The 22216-nt window shown below is 44.2% G+C and carries 20 protein-coding genes and 1 pseudogene; 4 read left to right on the top strand and 17 right to left on the bottom strand.

Features of this window, described 5'->3' with window-relative positions; all coding sequences use genetic code 11:
* Positions 1-58: 58 nt before the first annotated feature.
* The 8 genes from QMA01_RS04615 to QMA01_RS04580 form a co-directional block, all read right to left on the bottom strand.
* A complete protein-coding gene (locus QMA01_RS04615; RefSeq protein ID WP_290214397.1) occupies positions 59-820 on the bottom strand; it encodes an ABC transporter ATP-binding protein in 762 nt (253 codons plus the stop codon).
* An 18-nt stretch (positions 821-838) separates the two neighbouring features.
* Positions 839-1615, bottom strand: a complete 777-nt coding sequence (locus QMA01_RS04610) for an ATP-binding cassette domain-containing protein (RefSeq protein WP_290214396.1) — start codon at positions 1613-1615, stop codon at positions 839-841.
* Positions 1612-2451: a nickel transporter permease gene (gene nikC, locus QMA01_RS04605; RefSeq protein ID WP_290214395.1), complete on the bottom strand. Its 840-nt coding sequence runs from the start codon at positions 2449-2451 to the stop codon at positions 1612-1614. Before nikC ends, QMA01_RS04610 begins: the two co-directional genes overlap by 4 nt.
* The gene (nikB, locus tag QMA01_RS04600; RefSeq protein WP_290214394.1) at positions 2451-3395 is read right to left on the bottom strand and encodes a nickel ABC transporter permease; all 945 of its coding nucleotides are present in this window, start codon (positions 3393-3395) and stop codon (positions 2451-2453) included. The genes nikC and nikB overlap by 1 nt, the downstream gene beginning before the upstream one ends.
* Positions 3396-4889, bottom strand: coding sequence for a nickel ABC transporter substrate-binding protein (gene nikA / locus QMA01_RS04595; protein ID WP_290214649.1), 1494 nt, complete (start codon positions 4887-4889; stop codon positions 3396-3398).
* Between the two features lie 478 nt (positions 4890-5367).
* On the bottom strand, positions 5368-6729 hold the full coding sequence (locus QMA01_RS04590) for a copper amine oxidase (protein ID WP_191715631.1): 1362 nt from the start codon (positions 6727-6729) through the stop codon (positions 5368-5370).
* 116 nt (positions 6730-6845) lie between these two features.
* Positions 6846-7565 (bottom strand): anti-sigma factor, encoded by a 720-nt coding sequence (locus QMA01_RS04585; protein WP_290214393.1) that lies wholly within the window; start codon positions 7563-7565, stop codon positions 6846-6848.
* Positions 7558-8124, bottom strand: coding sequence for an RNA polymerase sigma factor (locus QMA01_RS04580; protein ID WP_191715629.1), 567 nt, complete (start codon positions 8122-8124; stop codon positions 7558-7560). The genes QMA01_RS04585 and QMA01_RS04580 overlap by 8 nt, the downstream gene beginning before the upstream one ends.
* A 254-nt stretch (positions 8125-8378) precedes the next feature.
* Between QMA01_RS04580 and QMA01_RS04575 the strand changes: the two genes are divergently transcribed.
* Positions 8379-9275: an SDR family oxidoreductase gene (locus QMA01_RS04575; RefSeq protein WP_290214392.1), complete on the top strand. Its 897-nt coding sequence runs from the start codon at positions 8379-8381 to the stop codon at positions 9273-9275.
* 28 nt (positions 9276-9303) lie between these two features.
* Here QMA01_RS04575 and QMA01_RS04570 read toward each other — a convergent pair whose 3' ends face one another.
* From QMA01_RS04570 to QMA01_RS04550, 5 genes and pseudogenes are all read right to left on the bottom strand, one after another.
* Positions 9304-9735, bottom strand: a complete 432-nt coding sequence (locus QMA01_RS04570; RefSeq protein ID WP_290214391.1) for an Hsp20/alpha crystallin family protein — start codon at positions 9733-9735, stop codon at positions 9304-9306.
* A 246-nt stretch (positions 9736-9981) separates the two neighbouring features.
* Positions 9982-12429: pseudogene (uvrA, locus tag QMA01_RS04565) on the bottom strand (excinuclease ABC subunit UvrA).
* 51 nt (positions 12430-12480) lie between these two features.
* Positions 12481-13074, bottom strand: coding sequence for a class I SAM-dependent methyltransferase (locus QMA01_RS04560; RefSeq protein WP_290214390.1), 594 nt, complete (start codon positions 13072-13074; stop codon positions 12481-12483).
* A gap of 160 nt (positions 13075-13234) precedes the next feature.
* Positions 13235-14707 carry an aldehyde dehydrogenase family protein gene (locus QMA01_RS04555; protein WP_290214389.1) on the bottom strand — a complete coding sequence of 491 codons (1473 nt, stop codon included), beginning with the start codon at positions 14705-14707 and terminating at the stop codon, positions 13235-13237.
* Positions 14708-14811: 104 nt separating this feature from the next.
* The gene (locus tag QMA01_RS04550) at positions 14812-15549 is read right to left on the bottom strand and encodes an SDR family oxidoreductase (RefSeq protein ID WP_203340022.1); all 738 of its coding nucleotides are present in this window, start codon (positions 15547-15549) and stop codon (positions 14812-14814) included.
* A gap of 174 nt (positions 15550-15723) precedes the next feature.
* Between QMA01_RS04550 and QMA01_RS04545 the strand changes: the two genes are divergently transcribed.
* The gene (locus tag QMA01_RS04545) at positions 15724-16413 is read left to right on the top strand and encodes a TetR/AcrR family transcriptional regulator (RefSeq protein WP_290184721.1); all 690 of its coding nucleotides are present in this window, start codon (positions 15724-15726) and stop codon (positions 16411-16413) included.
* A 228-nt stretch (positions 16414-16641) separates the two neighbouring features.
* Positions 16642-16839, top strand: a complete 198-nt coding sequence (locus tag QMA01_RS04540; RefSeq protein ID WP_191716078.1) for a hypothetical protein — start codon at positions 16642-16644, stop codon at positions 16837-16839.
* 438 nt (positions 16840-17277) lie between these two features.
* On the opposite strand, the gene QMA01_RS04535 is transcribed toward QMA01_RS04540, so the two are convergent.
* The 4 genes from QMA01_RS04535 to QMA01_RS04520 form a co-directional block, all read right to left on the bottom strand.
* Complete coding sequence (locus QMA01_RS04535) at positions 17278-17715, bottom strand: PTS mannitol transporter subunit IIA (RefSeq protein WP_191715621.1); 438 nt, start codon at positions 17713-17715, stop codon at positions 17278-17280.
* Between the two features lie 39 nt (positions 17716-17754).
* A complete protein-coding gene (locus QMA01_RS04530) occupies positions 17755-19227 on the bottom strand; it encodes a PTS mannitol transporter subunit IIBC (RefSeq protein WP_191715620.1) in 1473 nt (490 codons plus the stop codon).
* Between the two features lie 306 nt (positions 19228-19533).
* A complete protein-coding gene (locus QMA01_RS04525; protein ID WP_290184718.1) occupies positions 19534-20133 on the bottom strand; it encodes a TetR/AcrR family transcriptional regulator in 600 nt (199 codons plus the stop codon).
* Positions 20134-20317: 184 nt separating this feature from the next.
* A complete protein-coding gene (locus QMA01_RS04520; RefSeq protein ID WP_191715618.1) occupies positions 20318-20809 on the bottom strand; it encodes a DUF1648 domain-containing protein in 492 nt (163 codons plus the stop codon).
* A 578-nt stretch (positions 20810-21387) separates the two neighbouring features.
* Here QMA01_RS04520 and QMA01_RS04515 point away from each other — a divergent pair.
* Positions 21388-22074 (top strand): GIY-YIG nuclease family protein, encoded by a 687-nt coding sequence (locus tag QMA01_RS04515; RefSeq protein ID WP_290184715.1) that lies wholly within the window; start codon positions 21388-21390, stop codon positions 22072-22074.
* Positions 22075-22216 lie beyond the last annotated feature (142 nt).

The following is a 22216-nucleotide window of genomic DNA, read 5'->3' as shown; positions in this document are numbered from 1 at the left end:
TAAATTAAGATAGATGGGAATATCAATTGAGCGTTTTTATAAAAACGGACTCCGTTTTTCAATACATGGAAACCAATTCTTTCGTATAGGAATGGCGTTTAAGCAAAAAAAGTTCTTCAGTTGGAAAAGCGTCAATTATGCGCCCTTCCTTCATGACCAGCAAGTGTTGGCTTAACGAAGCAACAGCTGCCAGATCATGTGAAATGAATACGTAGGACAGCGAAAATTGCCGACGAAGCTTCTCCAGCAGCTTCAGTAGTGAGGCTTGTGATAGAACGTCCAGGCTTGAAGTCGGTTCATCCAGGAGGACCACGTCGGGTTCAATGCTGATAGCACGGCAGATTGCCGCACGCTGTTGCTGGCCTCCACTTAATTCATGTGGATACCGGTCAGCCAAGCTAGCTGGAAGTTCGACGGCGTGCAGAAGCTGCTTAACATACTGCTCATTGCTCTCATAATTGAAATGCCGTAAATCCTTTTGGTTGCCGAATTGCAGATATGGATCCATCAACGAATCACGTATCTTTAATTTTGGATTTAGTGAAGCAGAAGGATTTTGGAAAACGGCTTGGATGTGCTTTCTGAATGGCTTCAGTTTCTTTGCGGATAAATTTTGCAGCATCTGTCCGTTCAATGAAATTTCGCCTGAATCAATTTTCTCCAATTGCAATATACAGCGGGCTAACGTGCTTTTGCCACAGCCGCTCTCCCCGATGATTCCGAGACAATGGCCTTTTTCCAAAGAAAATGAAACGTCATCCAATACCTGCCTGCCAGATGAAAATGTTTTCGTGACGCGACTGATGTTCATTACCTCCATGTGTTCCCCTCCGTCCGTTTATTCTTCAGCCTGACCTAGGCTTGGTATTGCTTCAAGCAAAGTTTTTGTATAGGAATGCCGAGGAAACTCCATAATCTGAGACCTGTTTCCCTGCTCAAGTATGTCTCCATCTTTCATGACTAAAACATGATCTGCATAGTTGGCTGCATGACGCAGATCATGGGTAATGTGGAGAATGGCACATCCCGTTTCTTTCTGTAAACGCGCCAGCAGTTGCAGGATTTGGTAAGAGGAGATGCTATCCAAAGCGGTCGTCGGCTCGTCGGCGATCACCAAAGCGGGTTTCAGCAACAGTGCAAGAGCAATGGCTGTACGCTGCAATTGGCCCCCACTCAGTTGAAAGGGAAAACGCTCAGCGTATTCGTCTCCAAGTCCGACAGAAGCGAGTGCCTGCTGCCTATTTTGGAGTCGTTGAGCTTTTGACAATTGGAGATGGTTCCGCTGATACTCGTCAAAATGCTTGCCGATGGTCATAAATGGCGTAAATGAGTTTTGGTAGTCCTGAAATATATAAGCGATTTGCTTGCCGCGTATGGTGTTCAATTTCTTACTAGACATTTCAAGGAGATTGCTGCCATTGAACAGGATTTCTCCACCTGCTTTCAGATTCGGCGCCAGCAATTGGCCGATGGCTGACGTTGACATGCTTTTCCCACTGCCGCTTTGGCCGACGATGGCCAGCCAGTTTCCCGGTTCTACAGAAAACGAAATTCGTTTTACAATTTGTCGGGTTGCCGTCTGTATCGTCAGCTCGTTAACTTCCAATAAATTCACAGTTGCACTTCCTTTTTTACATCAAATTTGTCCCGTAAATAATCGCCTGCAATATTGGAAATGAGCACCACGGCCACAATCGCCAGTCCGGGATAAATCATTAACGAAGGCATGGATTGAAAATAAGGGCGGGCATCATTCAGCATAGCACCCCATTCTGGAGCTGGAGGCTGAGCTCCTAGTCCGATATAGGATAATGATGAAATCAGCAGAATGATTTTCCCTAAATCCAAGCTTGCGAGCACTAAGACATTGCCGATGATATGCGGAAAAATATGTTTGCGGATAATCTGTCCATCGCTTAAACCATTGATTTTCGCCATGGCAATATATTCTTTTTCCCGTTCATTGACCACTGTGCTCCTGGTGAGGCGGGCATAATTCACCCATTTGACAAAGACGATGGCCAGTAAAAGGTTTTCAATACCCGGTCCCATTAGTCCGCTTAAGACAATCGCCACAATCGTATCCGGAAAAGCGAGAAATGCATCTGCAATGCGCATCAGGATCCGTTCTATTATCCCGCCTTTATAACCGGCCACCAATCCGATCGGCAAACCGATCATCACTGCTGCCGCTAATGCCGTGAAGGCATATCCTACAGTCTGCTGTGCGCCCAGAAAAATCCGTGTTATTACGTCACGGCCAAGATGGTCAGTCCCAAACGGATGCAGCAGGCTCATCGGCGATAGCCGCGAATTCAGATCTACCATATCCGCATCATGTTTCAGGAAAAGAAAAGTATAGGCTGCAAGGAAGCCCACCAAGATTAAAAGCATAACCAACATTCCGGCTTTCCAATTCCGCTTTCTGATTTTCATTTTCAAAACGGCCATTAGCTTTCTTTCCTTTCCTGCATTCTGATTCTAGGATTTAAGTAGCGGTATGAGATGTCAACCAGGCTGTTGACAATAAATACAATGACGGCCATCAGGAACAGGTACCCTTGAATGACCGGGTAGTCCCGTGCTCTGATAGCTTCCACCACCATTTTGCCGATTCCTGGGTAGGCAAAAATCACTTCGATGACGACTACACCGCCGATTAAACTGCCTAGACTGACGCCAAAAACGGTGATCACCGGCGGCAAGGCAGCCCGCAATGCATGGAAGAAAAAAATCTGGACTCCGGAAATCCCTCTCGAACGAGCCGCTTTTATGTAATCATTGCTTAAAGCATCAATCAAACTGGAACGCAGCAACCTGACATATACACTCGTAATGGCAAGGCCCAGTGTAACCGATGGCAACAATATGGAAACAAAGCCATCACGCCCCATAGTCGGAAGCACATTGAGGCGCACTCCAAAGAGATCGATCAATAACAGACCGAGCCAAAAACTTGGAACCGCTGCTCCAAACAACGAGATCCAGCGGCTTACTTGATCGATCCAACTGTTCCGGTATATAGCCGCCAAAGAACCTAAAGGAACTGCAATCAATAGCATGACCATTAGTGCACCCACAGTCAGTTCCAATGTTGCTGGAAGCCCGCTCAGGAGCATTTCCAAAACGGGTTGGTTGGTCAGATAGGACTTCCCAAAGTCCAGTTTTACAAAATCCATGAACCAATTACCATATTGCACGAGAAGCGGTTCATTAAATCCCATTTCCTCTCGCAACGTCTCTACTTGCGCCGTTGTCACAGATACATCATCAACACGAAGAATCGACATTACCGGATCTCCAGGAGCCAATCTCGCAAAAAGGAAGCTGACAAAGGTGACCACTAACAGAAAAACCATCACTTCGATGGCTCTTCCCATTAAAATCCGCGCCATTTATTTCACATCCAACGTATGGGTCAACATATAATACTCGCTCTTTGAAGTTACCCAATTCTCTACTTTATCTGCGTTGTAAGCGACCAATGTATTGGGATGAAGAATAAATGAATTGTAAACTTGTTCATCTACATAAAGTGCAATTTCTTCAGCGATGGCCGAACGCGCTTCTTGTCCTACTGTCTTATTCAACTCGTCAATCAGCGCTGTCAATGCAGCATCATCCGCACCGCTGAAATTCAATGCGCCATGCGGATGATAAGTGGCATTCAAATAATAGCCTGCATCTCCACGAGGCGCTGTTAAATTGCTGTAAGTCGCCAAATCCCAATCGCGGTTGGCAGCCATGTATTCTTCGGGAACCTCAATTTGCTGGATATCCACTGCAATACCTAATTGCTTGGCGTCCGATTGAAAGACTTGTGCAATCAGCGGCAAATCCGCACGTGCACTATAGGTCAATAAGGTAAGAACCAATGGTTTTCCTTGCTTTTCCATCACACCTTCTTTTATCTCGTATCCGCCTTGTGCTAAAAGATCTTTCGCATATTCCAGTCCAGTTAATTTTTCAGGATAATCCGGAGCAAATGAAAATGTTGAGGGAAACGGGCCTTCTGCCACTTCAGCATGTCCCTTCAAGATCGTTTCAGCAATCGATTGGCGATTAACCAGCACATCAACTGCTTTTCGGACATGGATATCTTTCATCGTTTCCCGTTCCAGGTTCATCGTCATTTGGTGGACACGGAAAGTGGAAGTGGATTCCACTTTGATGCCTGGCAAAGCTTCCAGAATCTCCAGGTTTTGGACTTCCGGACGAAAAACAATATCCGCATTCCCCGATTCAAGTGCCAGCGACCTGGCATTGGCGTCTTCGTTAAACGAAAACCTGGCAGCCTCTAACTTGGCAACCCCATCCCAATAGCCGTCGTACCGGACCAAATCCACGGCTGTACCGGGTATAAACGACGAAACAGCAAACGGTCCTGTGCCTTCCGGTTTGTTGATAAAATCAGGTTCGGTGACGTCGATAATTGAAGTATTCGGATGGACCAATTCAGATGGAAATTCTGGAAACGGTGAAATTGTCTTTATTGTCAGCTGTAAGCCATCCGCTTCAATCGTTGCTATGCGGAGCGCATTTTTGATGGCCACGTTGTCCTTTATGGAACGCTCTAATGATGCTTTCACCGCTTTCCCATCCATCGGGTTGCCATTTTGGAATGTAACGCCTTTTTTCAATTGGATGATCCATTCTTGTCCATCTTCACTTTCCCAACTTTCAGCAAGCCACGGCTCCAACTTCAGCGTATCGTCATTGAGATGTACCAACGTCTCCGTGATTCCCGCCCGAAGCGGTACATAACTGCTGTCCACATTGGGATCAAGTGACCGCGCCGCAAAATTGAACAACAGTTCAAGTTCTTTCGGATTGTCACTCTGCTGTCCTTCTGTAGCGGACGTACAACCTGCCAATACGAATAAAATCATAAGCAACAGTAAACCCACTTCTTTTTTCACGTTCTCCACTCTCCTCACATAAAAGTAATCATTACGATTTACGGCATAAAAAAATAATAGCTTTGTTTTTGCTGCACCTATCTCAGCTGTATACTTGCATTCGTTGATTCTTCGAGCTATAAAACCCCCATGCTCTGATTGTACCTTCTGTTGACTATGTATTTATTAAATCGTAAACGTTACGTTTTAAATAATATCGTTTTGTTTCTTTCATTGCAATCTAATTTTTAATCTTTTTTAGAATTACACAGCTATGAACTACATTTCGAATTAAAATCAGGCATTCATCTGCTTTTGTTCAGCAAGCATCGTTTCCGGTTTTTTATAAACAGCCTTTTTGATAGGCCTTAAAAAATATATCCCCAGCCAATATAAACTGAAAAAAGACTGTTCCAAAAGCCCAATTGAGCAGCTTTGGAACAGTCTTGCAGAGTTTTCAAGTCGTTTTTTATTGTTTGCGGAAACGCAATGCCAGTGTTGTAGTCAATCCAGCAAGCATCAGGCCAGCCAAAATCCACAAGTATGGAATCGTACCGGAGTCAGCTGTGCCACCCATACCCGTCGCAGGCATTTCTGATGGCATTTCTGTGGAACTGAACTCTTCCGGGAACTGGTCAACAATCGCCGCTGACAGTCCCGCTGCCGGCATAGTCATATGCGCGTATGCTTCACGAATCGAGCTGTAAGCTGTCTCGTAATCCCCCGCTACATACGAATCAAAAGCCACAAGCAATTGATCGACGTGTGCTGTCAAACCGGCTTCAAAATCCGCTGCCGGAATGCGGCCTTCGGTCGCTGCATCCAATAAGGCAGCCTGTTCTACGATATAGGCGTCAAGATCCGCTTTCGCTTGTTCCTGCGCTTCTGCATCACCTTCACCGGTCGCTACCACATAATCCACAAAGTAGCCGATGTGTGAATTCCAGATTTCAGAGAATTGGGCTCCAGCTTCTTCGCCGTAAACAGATCCTACTGCTGCAGAAAGATCATCTGCATTGGCAAGAAGTGCTGCTGAAGCCTGGTCGAAACTTTCAGCGCCATCCGCGCCGTCCTGCATCGCCATCGCTGCAAGCCCTGCATGTTCTGTAAATGTCATATTCAGCTGTGCACGAAGATCAACTGCAGGTGTATCAGGATTTGTTCCTTCAAATACATCTGGGAATTGATCTGCAATCGCAACGGACAAACTTTCAGCAAACATGCTCATGTGGTGGATAGATTCGCGTTCGCCTGTGTAAGCCGCTTCAAAGTCACCCGCTACATAGTCATCAAAAGCCATAACCAACTGATCCACGTGCATGTTCAAACCTTCCAGTACAGCATCAGCCGGCAATCTTCCTTCCGTTGCCGTATCGAAGAAAGCTGCTTGCTCCTGTTTGTATTCTTCCAGTGAAGCCAATGCCTGGTCTTTCGCTTCTTGGTTGTCCTCACCTGTTGCTACTACATAGTCCACGAAATAGCCGATGTGGGAGTTCCAGATTTCAAGGAAAGCTGCTCCGCCTTCTTCTCCATAAACAGAAGAGACTGCTGCTGCGATATCATCCGAGTTGGCTAAAAGCGCTGCTGAAGCCTGGTCGAAATCTTCTGCTCCATCCGCTCCTTTGCGCATCGTTTCAATTGCTAAAAAAGCATGTTCCGTCAATGCTGTATCAAGAGTGATGCGCAATTCTGCTGCAGGTGTTGCAGTGCTTGATTCCATCGCCGATTCACTTGATGCCGAATGGCCACCGTGGCTATCCGCCAATGCTGCTGTTGGTACCAATAAAGCCAAAGATAGTGGAAGTGCTAAAAGACATTTATTTAATTTCATATTCATCTCTCCTCTTTTTTTATAGTTTCATAGACATAACGGAGAGTGTTTTCATTTAGATCACATTTTTTAAAAAAAGAATTTAAATAAAAAAACTGACCGCTAATGCGGCCAGTTTAAATCTCTGAACTCAGTACAACTTCACCTTTCGGCAATTCATTCCCTGCCTCGGGCTCGAGCGTAATGGCGATGGTATCCCATTCTGCTGAGGATTCTTCTAGTTGATAATAGCTGGCCCCTTCACCGTTCGGATTAGGAGAGAATGCGCCGGCTGGTATCGGTTTGTCGTCTTTGATCAGCCATACCTGGTAAACCTGGCTGGCATCCAATTCGGCCAATTGGTCGGCTTTCACCACAAGGTTCAATGCTCCTTGTTCTTCTATCATTGCCGCCGTTGCGGTTCCGGAAAATGCAGCACTCGGCTCTAATTCAATTGACTGTATCGCCGTTTCCGGTTCTTGATTCTGATCTGATAATTGCATGAATGCATAAGCATTACCCAATAATGAAGCAAGCAGGACCGCTGCAATCAGTGGCTTCCCGATGTGAAACTTTTGTTTAGGCTTTTGAATCGGTATGGCAGCCATTTCCGGTTTTAATGCTGCAGGCGGGTCATGCTGTTCCGGCTTTTCTTCGAATACATTGGACAGGATACGTGATTTCATGCCTGCCGGCGGTTCCATTGGATCTGCAAGATAAGGGAGCTGGCCTGTCGCTTCAACGATTTCCTGGCATTCTGTACAGGATGTTAAATGTTGTTCAAATTGGTCCGTATCATTTTTTGATAAGGTTCCATTCAGATAGTCAATTAGTTGATCACAATCCATATTAGTCATCATATGCCCCCCTTCCCTGCATTCCGTGCAGTGATGTTTTTAATTTCTTTAATGCCAGCCGTATTCGGCTCTTAACGGTCCCTAGCGGAATGTCACACATGTCCGCGATTGTTTCGTGTGTATGGCCTTTGAAATAAAACAAATCAATCATTTTTTGCTGTTCACTCGATAGACGCTGGACGGCTGTTTCAATTTGGCCTTTCTTTTCCTTCCATTCCACCTGCTCGTCAACAGGCAGATCGTGGCTGGCCATTTGCATCGCCTCTTCAATCGGAACAGAAGGCTTTTTGCGTTTCCTGATTAAATCGATGGCCGTATTCTGCGCCATTCTGAAGAGCCATGATGTAAACTTGCCTTTGCTTTCATCGTAAATCCCTTTGCCCCGCCAAATCTTGATAAACACTTCCTGCAAGGCTTCTTCTGCCAGTTCGCGATCTTCCAGCATCTTGTAGAGAAAAGAAAACAAGATTTTTTCATAGCGGTCGTATAATTGCTCCAATGCCGCTTTGTCCTGTTCGCTGATTCGCATATATAAATATGTATCGGTACTTTTTTCCATCCCCGGTCTCCCTTTTTACATATTTCGTAAGTCTACTTTACTATAGTTGGCGCTCCAGGAATATCATTTCTTCTTACGAAATTTAAATACGCTCCAATACGGCCAGTTGATACTGAATTGTATATCGCCATATCGCTTATTTTGTCCTTAAGCTGCTATTACTTATAAAACGCATTAAAGGCAAATTTAGTTCACTTTTTTGAAAATCCGGGAATACATTAGGTAACAAAAGATTAGTGACTGGAGGAATTTGCATGAGGTATAACATCACTGCTGCAACTGGAAACCTGGGCTCCAAAATAGTCGAAGAAGCACTGAAGCATATTGCTCCTGAAAAGCTGATACTGACGGTTCGGAATCCCCACAAAGCGGCACAGTTCCAACAGCAAGGTATCCAGATCAGACAAGCCAATTACCGTTCCGAGCAAGAACTTGCTTCAGCTTTCAAAGATACAGATGTCCTTATCTATATTCCGAGTCTGACTTTTCCAAGTGTTTCCCGAATTATGGAATTTGAAAATGCCATGATAGCAGCTGAAAAAATGAACGTGAAGCAATTTCTGTTTATCGGCTTTATGGCGGATCAAGGCAATAACCCATTCAAGATGAGTCCATTTTTTGGCTATGTCCAACGCCGTCTCGCTTCCGGAACTGTGCCTTACACATATATATGCAATGGCATGTATTCCGATCCCTTGCCGCCTTACCTGCCTGAATTGGCAAGACGGGGAAAGATCCTTTATCCAGTGGCGGATGAGCGGATATCGTTCATTTCAAGAAAAGACCTTTCAACTGCCATTGTCCAGATTGCCTTGAGAGAAGACTTGCATAACCAAGAACATACCTTAACTGGAACCAAAGCCTGGTCTATGGAGGAACTGGCGCAATTGTTCACGCAAATCAGTGGTTCGCCGATTGTTTACGCTCCATTATCCAACGATGAATTTGCCTCAACTTACGATGAACCAAAAGGCTTTGGCTCTGTACTTGCTTCTTTGTATCAGGCCGCTGCTAAAGGACTGATGAGTGAAGTGACGGATGATTTTGAACGCATCACAGGGAAACCTGCGGAAAACCTTGATTCTTATGTAGGACGGGAATATCGAAAATTGATGGGCTCCCATTTTAAAAGACCAAACAGCCGGATATAGCTGTTTGGCCTTTTGTCATTCTGTGTTATTACTCGATCAGAATCTGATGCCCTTCTTCTTTTTTCTTGTCTTCTTTGGATTTTGGCACCTGCAACATCAAAACGCCATCTTTGAAAGATCCGGAAATATCATCTTGTTCCACTTCACCAACGTAGAAACTGCGTTTAAAAGAACCATAGGAACGTTCTTTCCGGATATAATGGCCTTCTTTTTCGGTTACTTCTTTGTTTTCTTCTTTCTTGCCTTGAAGCTGAAGGTACCCATCTTTGTATTCAACCGAGATGTCTTCTTTTTTGAAGCCTGGAAGGTCCACTTCCACTTCATAATGGTCTTCTGCGTCTTTTATATCTACTTGCGGATAATTGGCTTCTTTGAAGAAACGGTCGAATACATCCACTTCAAAATTACTGTCAAAAAGGCTCGGGAAAAAATCTTCCCGTTTTCTTGGCAAAAGTCTCATCTTTAAACTCTCCCTTCGGAAAAATTTAAACGAATTTACTTCGACACTCTCTAAAACCCGTTATATCCTTTCCTATACAAGCAGAGCCTTTCTGTTACACCACCTATCCCTCCTTTAGTTTCAGTTTACCGATGGATGAGTGAATTATTACTCTTTCTAATAATAATTATAGAAAATGGTGTTTTATTGTCAATTAAAAGCTTTCAAGATTACGGGTAGATTCAGACTTTTTACTGCGTGTGTCGGTCATAGATATATTCCCGTATAGGAATCCTCGCACGCTTTGATGTCTTCAGGAGTACCTTGGGCAATAACGCTGCCGCCCGCAGCTCCGCCTTCCGGTCCGAGATCGATGACCCAATCGGCTTGTCGGATGATTTGCGTATTGTGCTCTACGATGATTACGGTATGCCCTTCATCCACCAGCTTATTGAGCAGAACCAGCAGTTTTTTGACATCGTTCGGGTGAAGTCCTGTTGAAGGTTCATCTAAAATATAAAGCGTTTCCCCTTTTGCATGTCTGTTCAGTTCTTTCGCGAGCTTCAGGCGCTGGCCTTCTCCACCAGATAAAGTCGTCAAAGTCTGCCCCCACTTCAAATAACCCAGACCCACTTCGCTAAGGAGTTCTATAGTAGAAACAATTTTGTTTTGGCCTATAAAAAAATCGACGCTTTCCTCAATACTGGCATTGAGAATGTCTGAAATGGATTGCCCTTTGTATGTCACAGCCAATACTTTCTCCTTGAAACGCTTGCCCGAACAAACCGGACAGACTACTTCCAAATCCGGCAGGAAATACATCGGCGTGAATACAAAACCCATTCCCTGACAATGTTCGCAGCGTCCTCCTTCTGTGTTGAAGGAAAAATGTTTGGCGGTCAAGCCGCTTTCCTTAGCTTGAGGCAGTTTTGCGAACAGGTTTCGGAACAGTGTATAGACCTCTGTATAGGTCGCCACATTGGAACGTTGCATACGCGTCAAACTGGATTGATCAACTGTCACCATCCGTTTAATCCCTTCTTTGCCCGTGATCTTGTCATATCCATCTTTCACATGGCCTTCTTCTCCACTGGCTGCCAATATGTCAAAAAGCAAAGATGATTTCCCGGAACCCGACACTCCTGTCACCGCATTAAAACAGCCCATCGGAATAGACACCGTTATATTCTTCAAATTATTCTTGTGAGCGTTGTGAATGGTAATACTCTGGCCATTTCCTTTTCTGCGCATAGTTATCTGCGCCTTTTCTTCCTTCAGATAAGCACCCGTCACCGATTTTTCTTGTTTCATCAAAACTGGCAGCGTACCTTCTCCAACAATCTCACCGCCGTTTATTCCCGCGCTAGGACCCAAATCGATGATCCAATCCGCCTGTTTCATGACATCGATGTCGTGTTCTATGACCAGTACCGAGTTCCCCAATTCTCGCAATTTTTTTAAGACGTCGACCAGCCCTTGTGTATCCTTAGGATGCAACCCCGCAGTCGGCTCGTCCAATATATACAAAACGCCTGTTAAACTGGAACCCAAAATAGTAGCCAGTCTCAGCCGTTGTGCTTCTCCGCCGGATAAGGTGGCTGACTGCCTTTCCATCGACAGATAACCAATCCCTACGTGAATAATGCGCTTAATTTTTTCTGACAATTCAAAGACAAGTGAAACTGCAACAGATTCGTCATTCCGCTTAAAATCTCCAGAAATTTCCTCGACCCATTCGAGTATCAATTCCAATGAAGTGTGAGAAACGTCAGAAATCGTTTTTCCACCTACCGTGACTTCACGGCTCTGCTTTTTCAGTTTGGTGCCTTGGCATTCCGGACAAAGCTGCTGAAAGAAAAAGTCCGCCTCTCCCGAGTTACCGCCTTTCTCCCGATACCTTCGCCACATCCCAGTCTAGACGCCTTCAAACTTTCCTTTGGCGACCGTTTTAGGAGGCTGCACTTTCGGATAATTCTTGGTGAACCTTTCATCCTCTACTCCGTAATACAGCAGATCCTTCTGAACGGTCGTCCATTCCTTTATCGGCAAGTCTTTGTCGAGCGTGAATCCATAATGCTTAGCTGCTGCCATTGCTGAATTCCCGTAATAATCAGTGATTGCAGAATTCCAAATGACTACGGCACCTTCGTTCAGGCTTTTCTCGTCATCAATCACCTGTTCCGTTCGAATCCCTAACTTTTTCCCAAGTCCCGAACAGGCTTCACAAGCCCCTTCAATTGTATTAAAAGAAAAATGGGCTTTTTTCAGGTTTGCCATTTCGTAGCCGCACGCTGAGCAGAACATCGTCTCGCTTTCCTCGTCCAAGTCTTTGGGTTTTCTAATTTTTTCATGGCAATTCGGGCATTCACGAACGCCCAATTTTTCATAGATGATCCGCAGGTACGTATACATATCTGTCACCGTGCCGACCGTTGACCGCGGATTTCGGTTGGTGGATTGCTGCTGTCCGATGCCGATGGATGGAGACAGGCCGCTGATTGATTCCATTTTGGGTTTATTGATGAAATTGGTGGTCATGCCATTCAGTTCCATGTATTGCCGTTGGCTTTCCCGTTGTATGATGTCCAATACCAATGTCGATTTCCCGGAACCCGAAGGCCCGGTAATCACCACAAACTGCTGTTTAGGAATCGCTAAGGAGACATTCTTCAAATTATTCTCAGAAGCCCCTTTAATATGAATATAATCCGTCACGTCCATCGCCTTCTTTCTGTTAGTAGCGATAACTTGCTGCAGAAAGCATCATTATTGAATACAGCGGCTTTCAATCGTTAAAAACAGCCCTTTATAGTAAGAAGTCACTTTGTCGACTTTCAAACCCGAATTGGCCACCAACCAAAGCGTATCACGGTCCAAATGGCAGCCGTCACAGAGCTTTTTCCATAATGGAGTCAAGGCTACCTGAGTTTTCCCAAAGATTTTCTGATCCATTATAACGTGCTCAAACATTAGAATTTTCGCCCCTGGCTTGCTGACCCTCTGAATTTCTCGCAGCGCCTGTTCAGGATTGGGAATGGTGCAAAACACCAAGGTGGCCACTACCGTATCGAAACTATTATCCGCGAAGGGAAGATTTTCAGCGGTTGTCTGGTATGTAGCAATCGGGATTTGGGCTTTTTTGATTCGCTTGATGGCCTGTCTGCTCATAGCGGGATTCGGCTCGATGGCGTCAACCCGTTCAACGTTCCGATAATAACGGAAGTTCGCTCCTGTCCCAAATCCGATTTCCAATACCCGGCCTTCCGCTTTCCGTACTAAACCGCTACGGATCTTTTCAAAGCGCATCTTCTCCAGCGGCTGCATCGCTGTATCGTACAAATGTGGAAACAATCCGGCCACCGTTCATCAACTCCTCTTTCCAAATTCACTATTGTATATAGGATTCGACTCTTTCTTTGTTATTCCCTTGTATTGGCTAATTGATTGTTTATCCATAACTGCTGTTTGACTTAATAAAAAAATACAGCCACAATCAGGTGGCTGCATGTATAAACATCTATTATTTTTTTGTATTGTCGACAAAAGGACCATATTGGCGGCGCTGGTGTTGAACTGATAGCCATTTGAGCGTCGAGAATTCTTCCAAGACCCACTCGCCGTTAAAGCGGCCGAGCCCTGAATCTTTTTCTCCTCCGAACGGCATATGCGCTTCATCATTGACCGGCTGATCATTGACATGAATCATGCCCGTGTGAATCTGATGTGCAATATTTGTTCCGTGCTCGATATTCGCTGAATGCACAGCACCACTCAATCCAAATGGATAAGCATTTGCCATGTCAATCACTTCTTCATCACTGCTGAACGGAATTAAAATTGCAACAGGACCGAAGATTTCGTTTTCAGCCAGTGGCATGTCGTTAGTTACGCCAGTCAACACAGTCGGTTCGAGTACATTGTCTTTAGCGTTTCCGCCGAGACGCACTTCTGCTCCTTGTTCGACACTTGCGTCAATGTCTTTGAGAATGCGGTCGACTTGGTCGCGGTTGATCAATGGACCAACTTGTGTATCCTGCTCTGCTGGGTTGCCGAATTTTAATTTGCCGGCACGGGCAATAAACTCTTCAGCAAATTGTTCGTAAATGTCCTGATGAACGAAAATACGGTTAATGGCCATGCAAATCTGTCCCTGATGATAGAATTTGCCGAATAAAGCAGAATCGACCGCTTGGTCTACATCGGCATCTTCCAATACAATAAAGTTATTATTTCCGCCAAGCTCAAGTGCTGTTTTTTTCAAAGCGCCGCCAGCAAGTTCCCCGATACGTTTGCCGACAGGCGTCGATCCGGTAAAGGAAATCAAGCGAGGGGTCGGATGCTTAACGATATCATCACCGATTTCAGATCCCCGGCCGACTACCACGTTCAACAAACCTTTAGGCAATCCAGCCGCTTCAAAAATGCTGGCAAACAACAGCCCACCGGTTACAGGTGTATCAGTAGCCGGTTTGATGACCACCGCGTTGCCGATTGCGATGGCAGGTGCGATTGAACGAATCGCCAAGTGCAATGGGAAATTCCAAGGGCTGATGATGCCGATGACGCCCAGGGGATTTCGGTAGACCCTGTTTTCCTTGCCAGCATGCTGTGAAGGGAGAATCTTGCCTTCCATACGGAAAGGAAATGTTGCAGCTTCCTTTAAAATGTTAATGGATGCCCCGAACTCGACAGTCGCTTTGATGACTGTGCTGCCGGCTTCCTTGACCAGCCAATCGATGATCAGTTCTTTGTTTTCCAGCATGACTTCCAATGCCTTTTCAATGACTTCGCGTTTGGTTTGCGGCAATTCTTTAGCCCATGCTACCTGTGCTTCAGCAGCCGCCTTGTATGCAGCATCCAAATCGTTTTTGTCTGCTGCCTGAGTAGTTACCAGCTCTTCCCCTGTAAAAGGGTTCGTGTTTTTCATTTGGCTGTCGCTTGAGCCTTTTATCCATTCACCATTTATATAGATCTTCGAGAAATCGGTTTTCATTTGAATCGTCTCCATCCTTGTTTCGATTTACCCCGCTTTAACGGTCATTATGGAACAACTAACATCCAGTGGAGATAAAGAACCCCTTTGATTGAAGGTTCTCTTTAAGGTTGTTGTCTCGGGCGAATCAGAATCTCGTTCACATCAACATGCGCCGGCTGCTCTACAGCGTAAGCAATAGCGTTGGCGATGTCCTGCGCATTGAGCAATTCCATTTGGCCGCCTTCTTTAAAGGCATTCAACACATCATCGTCGGTGATCGTGTTCGTCAATTCTGTGGCTACTGCACCCGGAGATACAATAGTCACACGGATTTCATGTGACGGGTCAATTTCCATACGCAACCCTTCCGATATGGCGCGCACTGCAAATTTGGTTCCACTATAAACTGCACTGCCTTTGGAAATTGTATGGCCGGCTACTGAAGAAACATTTAAAATATGGCCGAACTTCTGTTTTTCCATAATTGGCAGGACTGCAGCGATTCCGTAAAGGACGCCTTTGATGTTGACATCGACCATCCGATCCCATTCATCGACTTTCAACTTGTTCATGAACGACAAGGGCATCAAACCGGCATTATTGACCAATATATCAATTTTTCCATATTTCTCAATTGCCCGATCAGCCAAGGCTTTCATTTCATCTGCAGAAGTTACATCCGTTACCTGATAATCTGCTTTTCCGCCAGCGGCTTCGATTTCTTCTTTCAGTTCTTTCAACCGCTCTTCACGTCTTGCAGCGAGCAAGACGGAATAGCCGCGAGCCGCTAACTCTTTGGCTGTTGCTTCCCCAATTCCACTGCTTGCTCCTGTAATAATTGCTGTTTTTTCTGTTGTCATATCCGTTCATCTCCGTTCTTTTACTTTAGACTTTTTTCCAAAAAACAGTCTACAATAAATGGGTCTTATCCTCTTTACCCACACCATGGATATTGTTAAACAAGCAGACGAAAAATTAACCATCTGCCTTAAGCTTGAATATGCTATAATTTCCCTAAAGATGGGGGTGTTTTTATGCGTAAAATTTCACCGGAGGAAAGGCGGGTCATGCGCCGATCCTATGCTGAAAAAATAATGGAAACTGTTCGGACAAAAGGATTCATTACATTGACGATTCAAGATCTGGCTCGTTTAATGGGAATCAGCAGAGCTTCCCTGTATAATTTTTTCGCATCAAAAGAAGACATCATCCTGGAAGTTACCGAAATCTATATTGAGTATTTGAAAAGAAGCAACGATTTCATCAGCAATCCCCGCTACCCCTATAGCCAGCGGTTGCCAAGTGTATTTGAACAAGCGGCTTTTTCTGCTGTTTATGCTTCAGAAATTTACTTGAATGAATTAAAGATAACCTGCCCTTCTTTATATGAAAGAAAATTGGAATTATCAAATGAACGGATTTCCGCCCTCCATGCTTTTTATGAAAATGGGATGATCGATGGGGATTTCAATTTACTCAATCCGGCATTGATTGTGGCACAGGACGATGCCGCGTTAGGTAAAATACTGAACTCTTCGTTTTTGTCAGACGAAAACATGCCATTGGAAGACAGTATGTACGGCTATTACAAAATCATGAAACATCGTACTTTTGCGTCCGCCTCCTTAAAAGCCACTAAAGATCCCTACATCGATAAAGTGGTGGCCACTATCGTCGGACAGCTCACAAAAGACCATTCTGCAGAACTTCAAAAAAATAGTTAAATTGGACTTGCTCCTCTTTATTATGCCGCTTAAAAGCTTTGTCACAGATTTGTGACAAAGCTTTTTTCTTTCATTAACGGCCAAGCAATAAAGTTTGGATTTTTAATCTGCTGGGAATAGAATTGAAACAGTAAACACATTATTGTCATTGTCGAGTAATAAATGTTTTAAAATTCTGACAAATAGATTATAATTACGTTCAACTACTTAAAAAAGGAGATGGTGAAAATGAACTTGGACTCGATAAAAGGCTCAAGCATGATCGTTAAGATGGCGCGTGCATTAGTGGAGGACGGTTGGTCATTTACTCCCAATGAATTTGATGTCATCGTAAAAGCAGAACATAAAGACACAGGAGAAGCCATCTCTTTTAATTCAATAGGCAACCTAAAAAGATGGATGTATGAAAAAGCGCTCAGCTATTGACTACCAATTATATGAAATCCCAAAAACCCCTCGCAGACCACAAAGGTCTGCGAGGGTTTTTTGGAGTCGCTTCATAGACACTCTGCTTTTTTACACACTTCTGCATTGATGCCCTGCATTTTTAGAAATTCAACGATTTCACGCGCTGTTTTCGGTTTGGGATTAGCATAAAATAAGGTTCCGCTCATTTTCATCAACCTCCAAGACTTATTCATAGTCTCAGTATACAGAACAAATATGAACAAACTATTACCAAATTGAAATTTGTTCAAAATTTCCTTCTTAAATAAACGCCCAAATGCTGCCTGAGCAATAAATTTCTTATAGTTAAGCAACAAATAGACACTGATTCCCGCTAGCGCCTACCTATTTCGACTTCATAAAATCGACTTTTTTCAACTGAGCGGATCGCCGTTTCCAAACCTGAAACTGCCTAATTCAGCTCACCTCACTGAACAGATCCATAATCTCGTCTTCTGAAGTGGCGTTCAAAATCTTGTCGATGTTTTCTTCTTCTGAACAGACAATTGCAATGTTCGATAAAATTTCCAAATGCTCGTTGTTTTTTCCGGCGATGCCGATCAGGATTTTCGCGATATTGCCACTTCCAAAATCGATCCCTTCCGGAACCGTGACTACGGATATGCCCGTTTCCAGCACGTTCGCTTTCGCGTCTTCCGTACCATGCGGTATCGCCAGGCTATTGCCCATAAAAGTAGAAGCCATTCCTTCACGCTCCAGCATTTTGTCTACATAACCAGCATCCACATAGCCATTGTCCACCAGAATTCCTCCTGTGTAACGAATGCCTTCTTCCATAGTAGACAGTGGGACATTTAGTTTAATGTTTTCCCGTTTCAATACGGCTTTTGCCATTTCCATCACTCCCGTCAGAATTTTAACTTTGATGACTGGTCATTTTTTCAACCGCTGTGCCAGTTTGTCGTATTCTGGGCTATTCATGAAATTTTCGACTGAAATATGCTCAGCCTGAGGCAATTTTTCTTTAGCGCGCGGTGTCAGATCTTTATGGGTGACGACAATATCCGCATCTTCCGGCAATTGGCTGATGGCGGTATTGGTGACTGGAATATCAATATTTTCTTTTTTGAATTTGTTCTTCAATAAAGATGCACCCATCGCGCTCGACCCCATGCCAGCGTCACAGGCAAAAACGACTCGCCGTACCTGATCGGCTCTTTTCATGCCCGGATCCGAAGTTACCACAGCGCCTTCCTGCAGGACATCACTGTTGGCATCCGCTGTCGGACCTTGCGCAGCCTGAGGGGCCAAGTAGCCGGCTGCTGCACTTTTCTTGCCTTTCATTTCTTCCATTTTGCCTGTAGCAGCCGATAGATCTTCTTCCACGTCTTTAGTCGTTTTCAATATGACTGAAGCAATGGTGAACGACACAGCAGCTGCCACTATTACCCCGAGAACCACTGCCACGTAATTGCCTTGCGGCGTCAGTGCAAGCAGCGCAAAGATGCTGCCGGGTGAAGGAGTAGCGACCAAGCCTGCATCCAGTAGAACGAATGTGAACACACCGCTCATCCCCCCACCGATGACCGCCAGCAGCAAAAGAGGCTTCATCAACACATAAGGGAAGTAGATTTCATGAATCCCACCGAGAAATTGGATGATGGCTGCTCCTGGTGCTGAACTCTTGGAAATTCCTTTTCCGAAAATCATGAAGGCAAGCAGGACGCCTAGACCTGGTCCAGGATTCGTCTCCAGAAGGAACAGAATGGATTTGCCGTTCGTTGCTGCCTGCTCTACACCCAACGGACTCAATAAACCGTGATTGATGGCATTGTTCAGGAATAATATTTTCGCTGGTTCAATGATGATGCTCGCCAGTGGCAACAAGCCGTTGTTGACAATGACTTCCACCCCGGCAGCAAGGCTATTTGTCAATGAATTAACAATTGGCCCGACTCCTTTCAATGATATCCCCGCTAGAATTGCGGCTAAAATACCGGCCGAGAAATTATTGTACAGCATCTCAAATCCTGCACGTATTTTATCCAAGAACAACCGGTCAACCAATTTCATGAGATATCCGGCTAACGGCCCCATGATCATGGCACCTAGAAACATCGGAATATCAGATCCGACGATGACACCCATGGTGGCTGTCGCTCCGACTACGCCCCCGCGGAAGTCATACACCAACCGTCCACCAGTAAAACCGATCAGCAAAGGCAGCAAGTATTTAATCATGGGATCAACCAAGGTCGCTAAATCTTCGTTAGGCAACCAACCATCAGGAATAAATAATGCCGTTATGAGCCCCCAAGCGATGAACGCGCCAATGTTCGGCATGATCATTCCACTTAAATGACTCCCGAAGCGTTGGATCCGTGCACGATTCTTACCTTCAGCCATATAAATCCCTCTCTTCTGAAATTAATCATTCCAAAAAAACGAAGCCATACATAGAGAAGTTAAAAGAAATTTCGTTTTTTCCAAACTGCTTATTTCGACTATCGTTACATCGGTTCTCACCTCTTTCTGGGAAAGGAAGAAAAGAATGCTGAAAACAATAGAACTTTACTTAGATGGTAGCATATTACCATGATTAGATGTTAGTTTTTTCTGAATAATCAATTTAATTAATTATCAAAGACTTTCCTATCACTAATAACGGAACGGCAGCCATGACAAGCGGATTGTCATGGCTGCCGTTCTGTTTTATAAATTTATGTCTTCTTTGCAGATGGAATTCAAATGATAGATAACCATTTCCTGCTGGCGTTCCCGGCTGGTTTGGTCCGGCCTGACCATCGCATCCAATACCATGCCATCCAGTAAATAGATCAATCTGTCAGTTTCGTACGGAACATTCAGGTCCTTCTTCAGCATGTTCAATAAGATCAAGTTGGACATAATGTTTTTAATGGCCTGCAATGCTCCGTCCTGCTGTTCATTATAAGCTGCTTGTTTATGGTGGGCATGAACTTTAAAAATCAACCTTACTTTCGCTTCTGTTTCCAGTTCACTATCCGTTGGCAAGAACGTCAATAGCACATTGATGATCTTTTCCAAAGGCGGCAGTTCTTCCTGAAATATTGAGGCAGCAGCATCTGTCAAGCGTTCATACACCAGCGCTTCCGCATAAAGCATAAGTTCCTCCTGCGTAGAAAAGTAGTACCGCATTGCACCTAACGACAAACCGGCCTCCTTTGCAATTTTTCTTACAGATGCACTTTCCCTTCCTTGCTCCAGCATGATTTTCCACGTGGCCTGTGCAATCAACTGCTTACGCTCGATCGGATCAATTAGTTTTGGCATATTTCAATACTATCAGAATAATAATAATTTTCAATCTTTTTAACACAACTGTATTACACTATTTTTTGGACCGCTATATAAACAGTACAACTGTATCATCAAAATAGTAACAACTTTCAGAATTTGTGGATAACCCTTTTTGGCTGTGCGCAACTGTGCACAGCTGACTGTGGATGAAGATAATCTACTTCCGCAGCATACGAATCATAAAGAACAGGATGCTCCCAAAAATGACTGCCAGAAAAACGGGCATGAAGAATGAACCCAGACCATCCGCTTCTCCCAGAGCCACACGAATATTTTGAAAGTTGATCCAGCTGAACAAGATGACAATTTCATTCTTCAGTACATTGATCATCAATCGCCCATTTTTATATTGGGCTTCGGCATTCTCTTCTGTCAGGTTCAAATAATTATAGGTATGCGGATATTTTTCAAGTACTGACATGCCGATCCATAATGCCGCTCCGATTAATGGAAGGAGAAATAATTCTTCTTTTCCTCCCCAACGGTCGACTTGTCCCGCCCCATCATAATGGCCGGGCACTTGGTCAGGCAATGCACCATACTGAACAAATAAATACACCAACATCGTTAAAAATACCAGCACTGAAACAGCATTTAAAAAGCTCCCGAAACCTGTACCCGGAATATCGATTTTCGGTTGTTCCTTCAAAAAAAGTCCCCTCCCCTCTCCATCTGTTTTTTTTAAAAAACTCCCAAAGTCAGATATAGCAAGCTGTTCAGCACTGCACCTCAAAAATCCGTTTGTTTCTCCTTCCAAAAAACCAATTGAAAAAACTGAGCGATGTACAGCTAGTCACCTGTATTTTTTGCATCCAGACTAGCAGTGACTGTCTAAAAAGTAGTTTTACAATATAAAGTCTGGCACCCTTCTTCTTCGCTTCCTTCACTTAACAGATCAGCAAAATAATCTCGCGGGTTTTCTTTAAACACTCTGATTGCAGAAAAAGTCCTTCAGCTTTTCAGACTTTTGCCTAATCCAGTAAAACTCTTTTGTCCAGTTTGTTCTATGTATAATTTCAGGAGATATTGGAACCTTGTCGATTCAATGCCTGTCAGTATCATTAAAGAATTCCCACCGATTTTTTATCAGCATCCCCCATTTTCCAGACATCCCCTTGTAAGTAAATTAATTTACATTTTTTGAACTTACACCCTCTAATTCCATCTAATATATATTATACTATAAGGAAAGCATTGATTTTTCAATCAGCTTGAGGAGGTGCCATTATGTTCAAGAAATTTTTCAGCAATTTTTCAAAAACCAGACCCGTCGCTGTTACTGAAGCTTCAAGGCCAACAATAGATACAGAGAAAATCTACCTCTTTGACTCTAACCAGCAGGAACTTGACCGGATTATTCAGCTACCGGCATTGCCTGGTAAAGCGCCTGGCTATGTCTATTTTGTTCAGGAATATATGACCGGCTCCTTCAAAATCGGCAAAACCAAACACATCGACAGACGGATGAATGTCTTCAACGTCAAATTGCCTTTTGAAAACAAATTGATTTTCCTTATTAAGACGGCTGATCACCATCAGACCGAAAGTGCCTTTCACCAACACTTTTCCGCTAAACGCCTGGAAGGTGAGTGGTTCAATTTAACTAGAGAAGACCTGGGATGGATCAAACGAGGCATTTACACTGAAAAAATCCAAAAAACCATTAATTCTCCTGCAGAAGTGATCAAACAACTTTCCGCCAATAAAGCCAAAACAGATGAAAAGCCGTTGACTCAAAAACAAGTGGAATACGCAAAAAACCTGGTACTCAAATTAGAGCCGGACTTTGAGCTCAATGCAGAATATGTAAACTGGACGCAAAAAGACTTGAACCGCTTAAGCGGTTATTTCCGTTTTAAAAACATCGGTGCTTTAAATAATCTTGTGGAAAGCGGTGTGCTCAAATCGAAATGATTTTCCGGGGTGATTTGGGGCTTCGGCGTTATGCCCAAGTTCTATGAGGTGCTATTGACCATTCCTGGTGAATTCTTCTCCGTTAAAGTCTGACACTGAAGTGGAACATACCAGCCAATTGACCAACCGGTCGATCACAACA

The organism is Planococcus notacanthi (assembly GCF_030407825.1).
Taxonomy (GTDB): Bacteria; Bacillota; Bacilli; order Bacillales_A; family Planococcaceae; genus Planococcus; species Planococcus notacanthi.
This window is presented reverse-complemented; position numbering and strand designations above follow the sequence as displayed.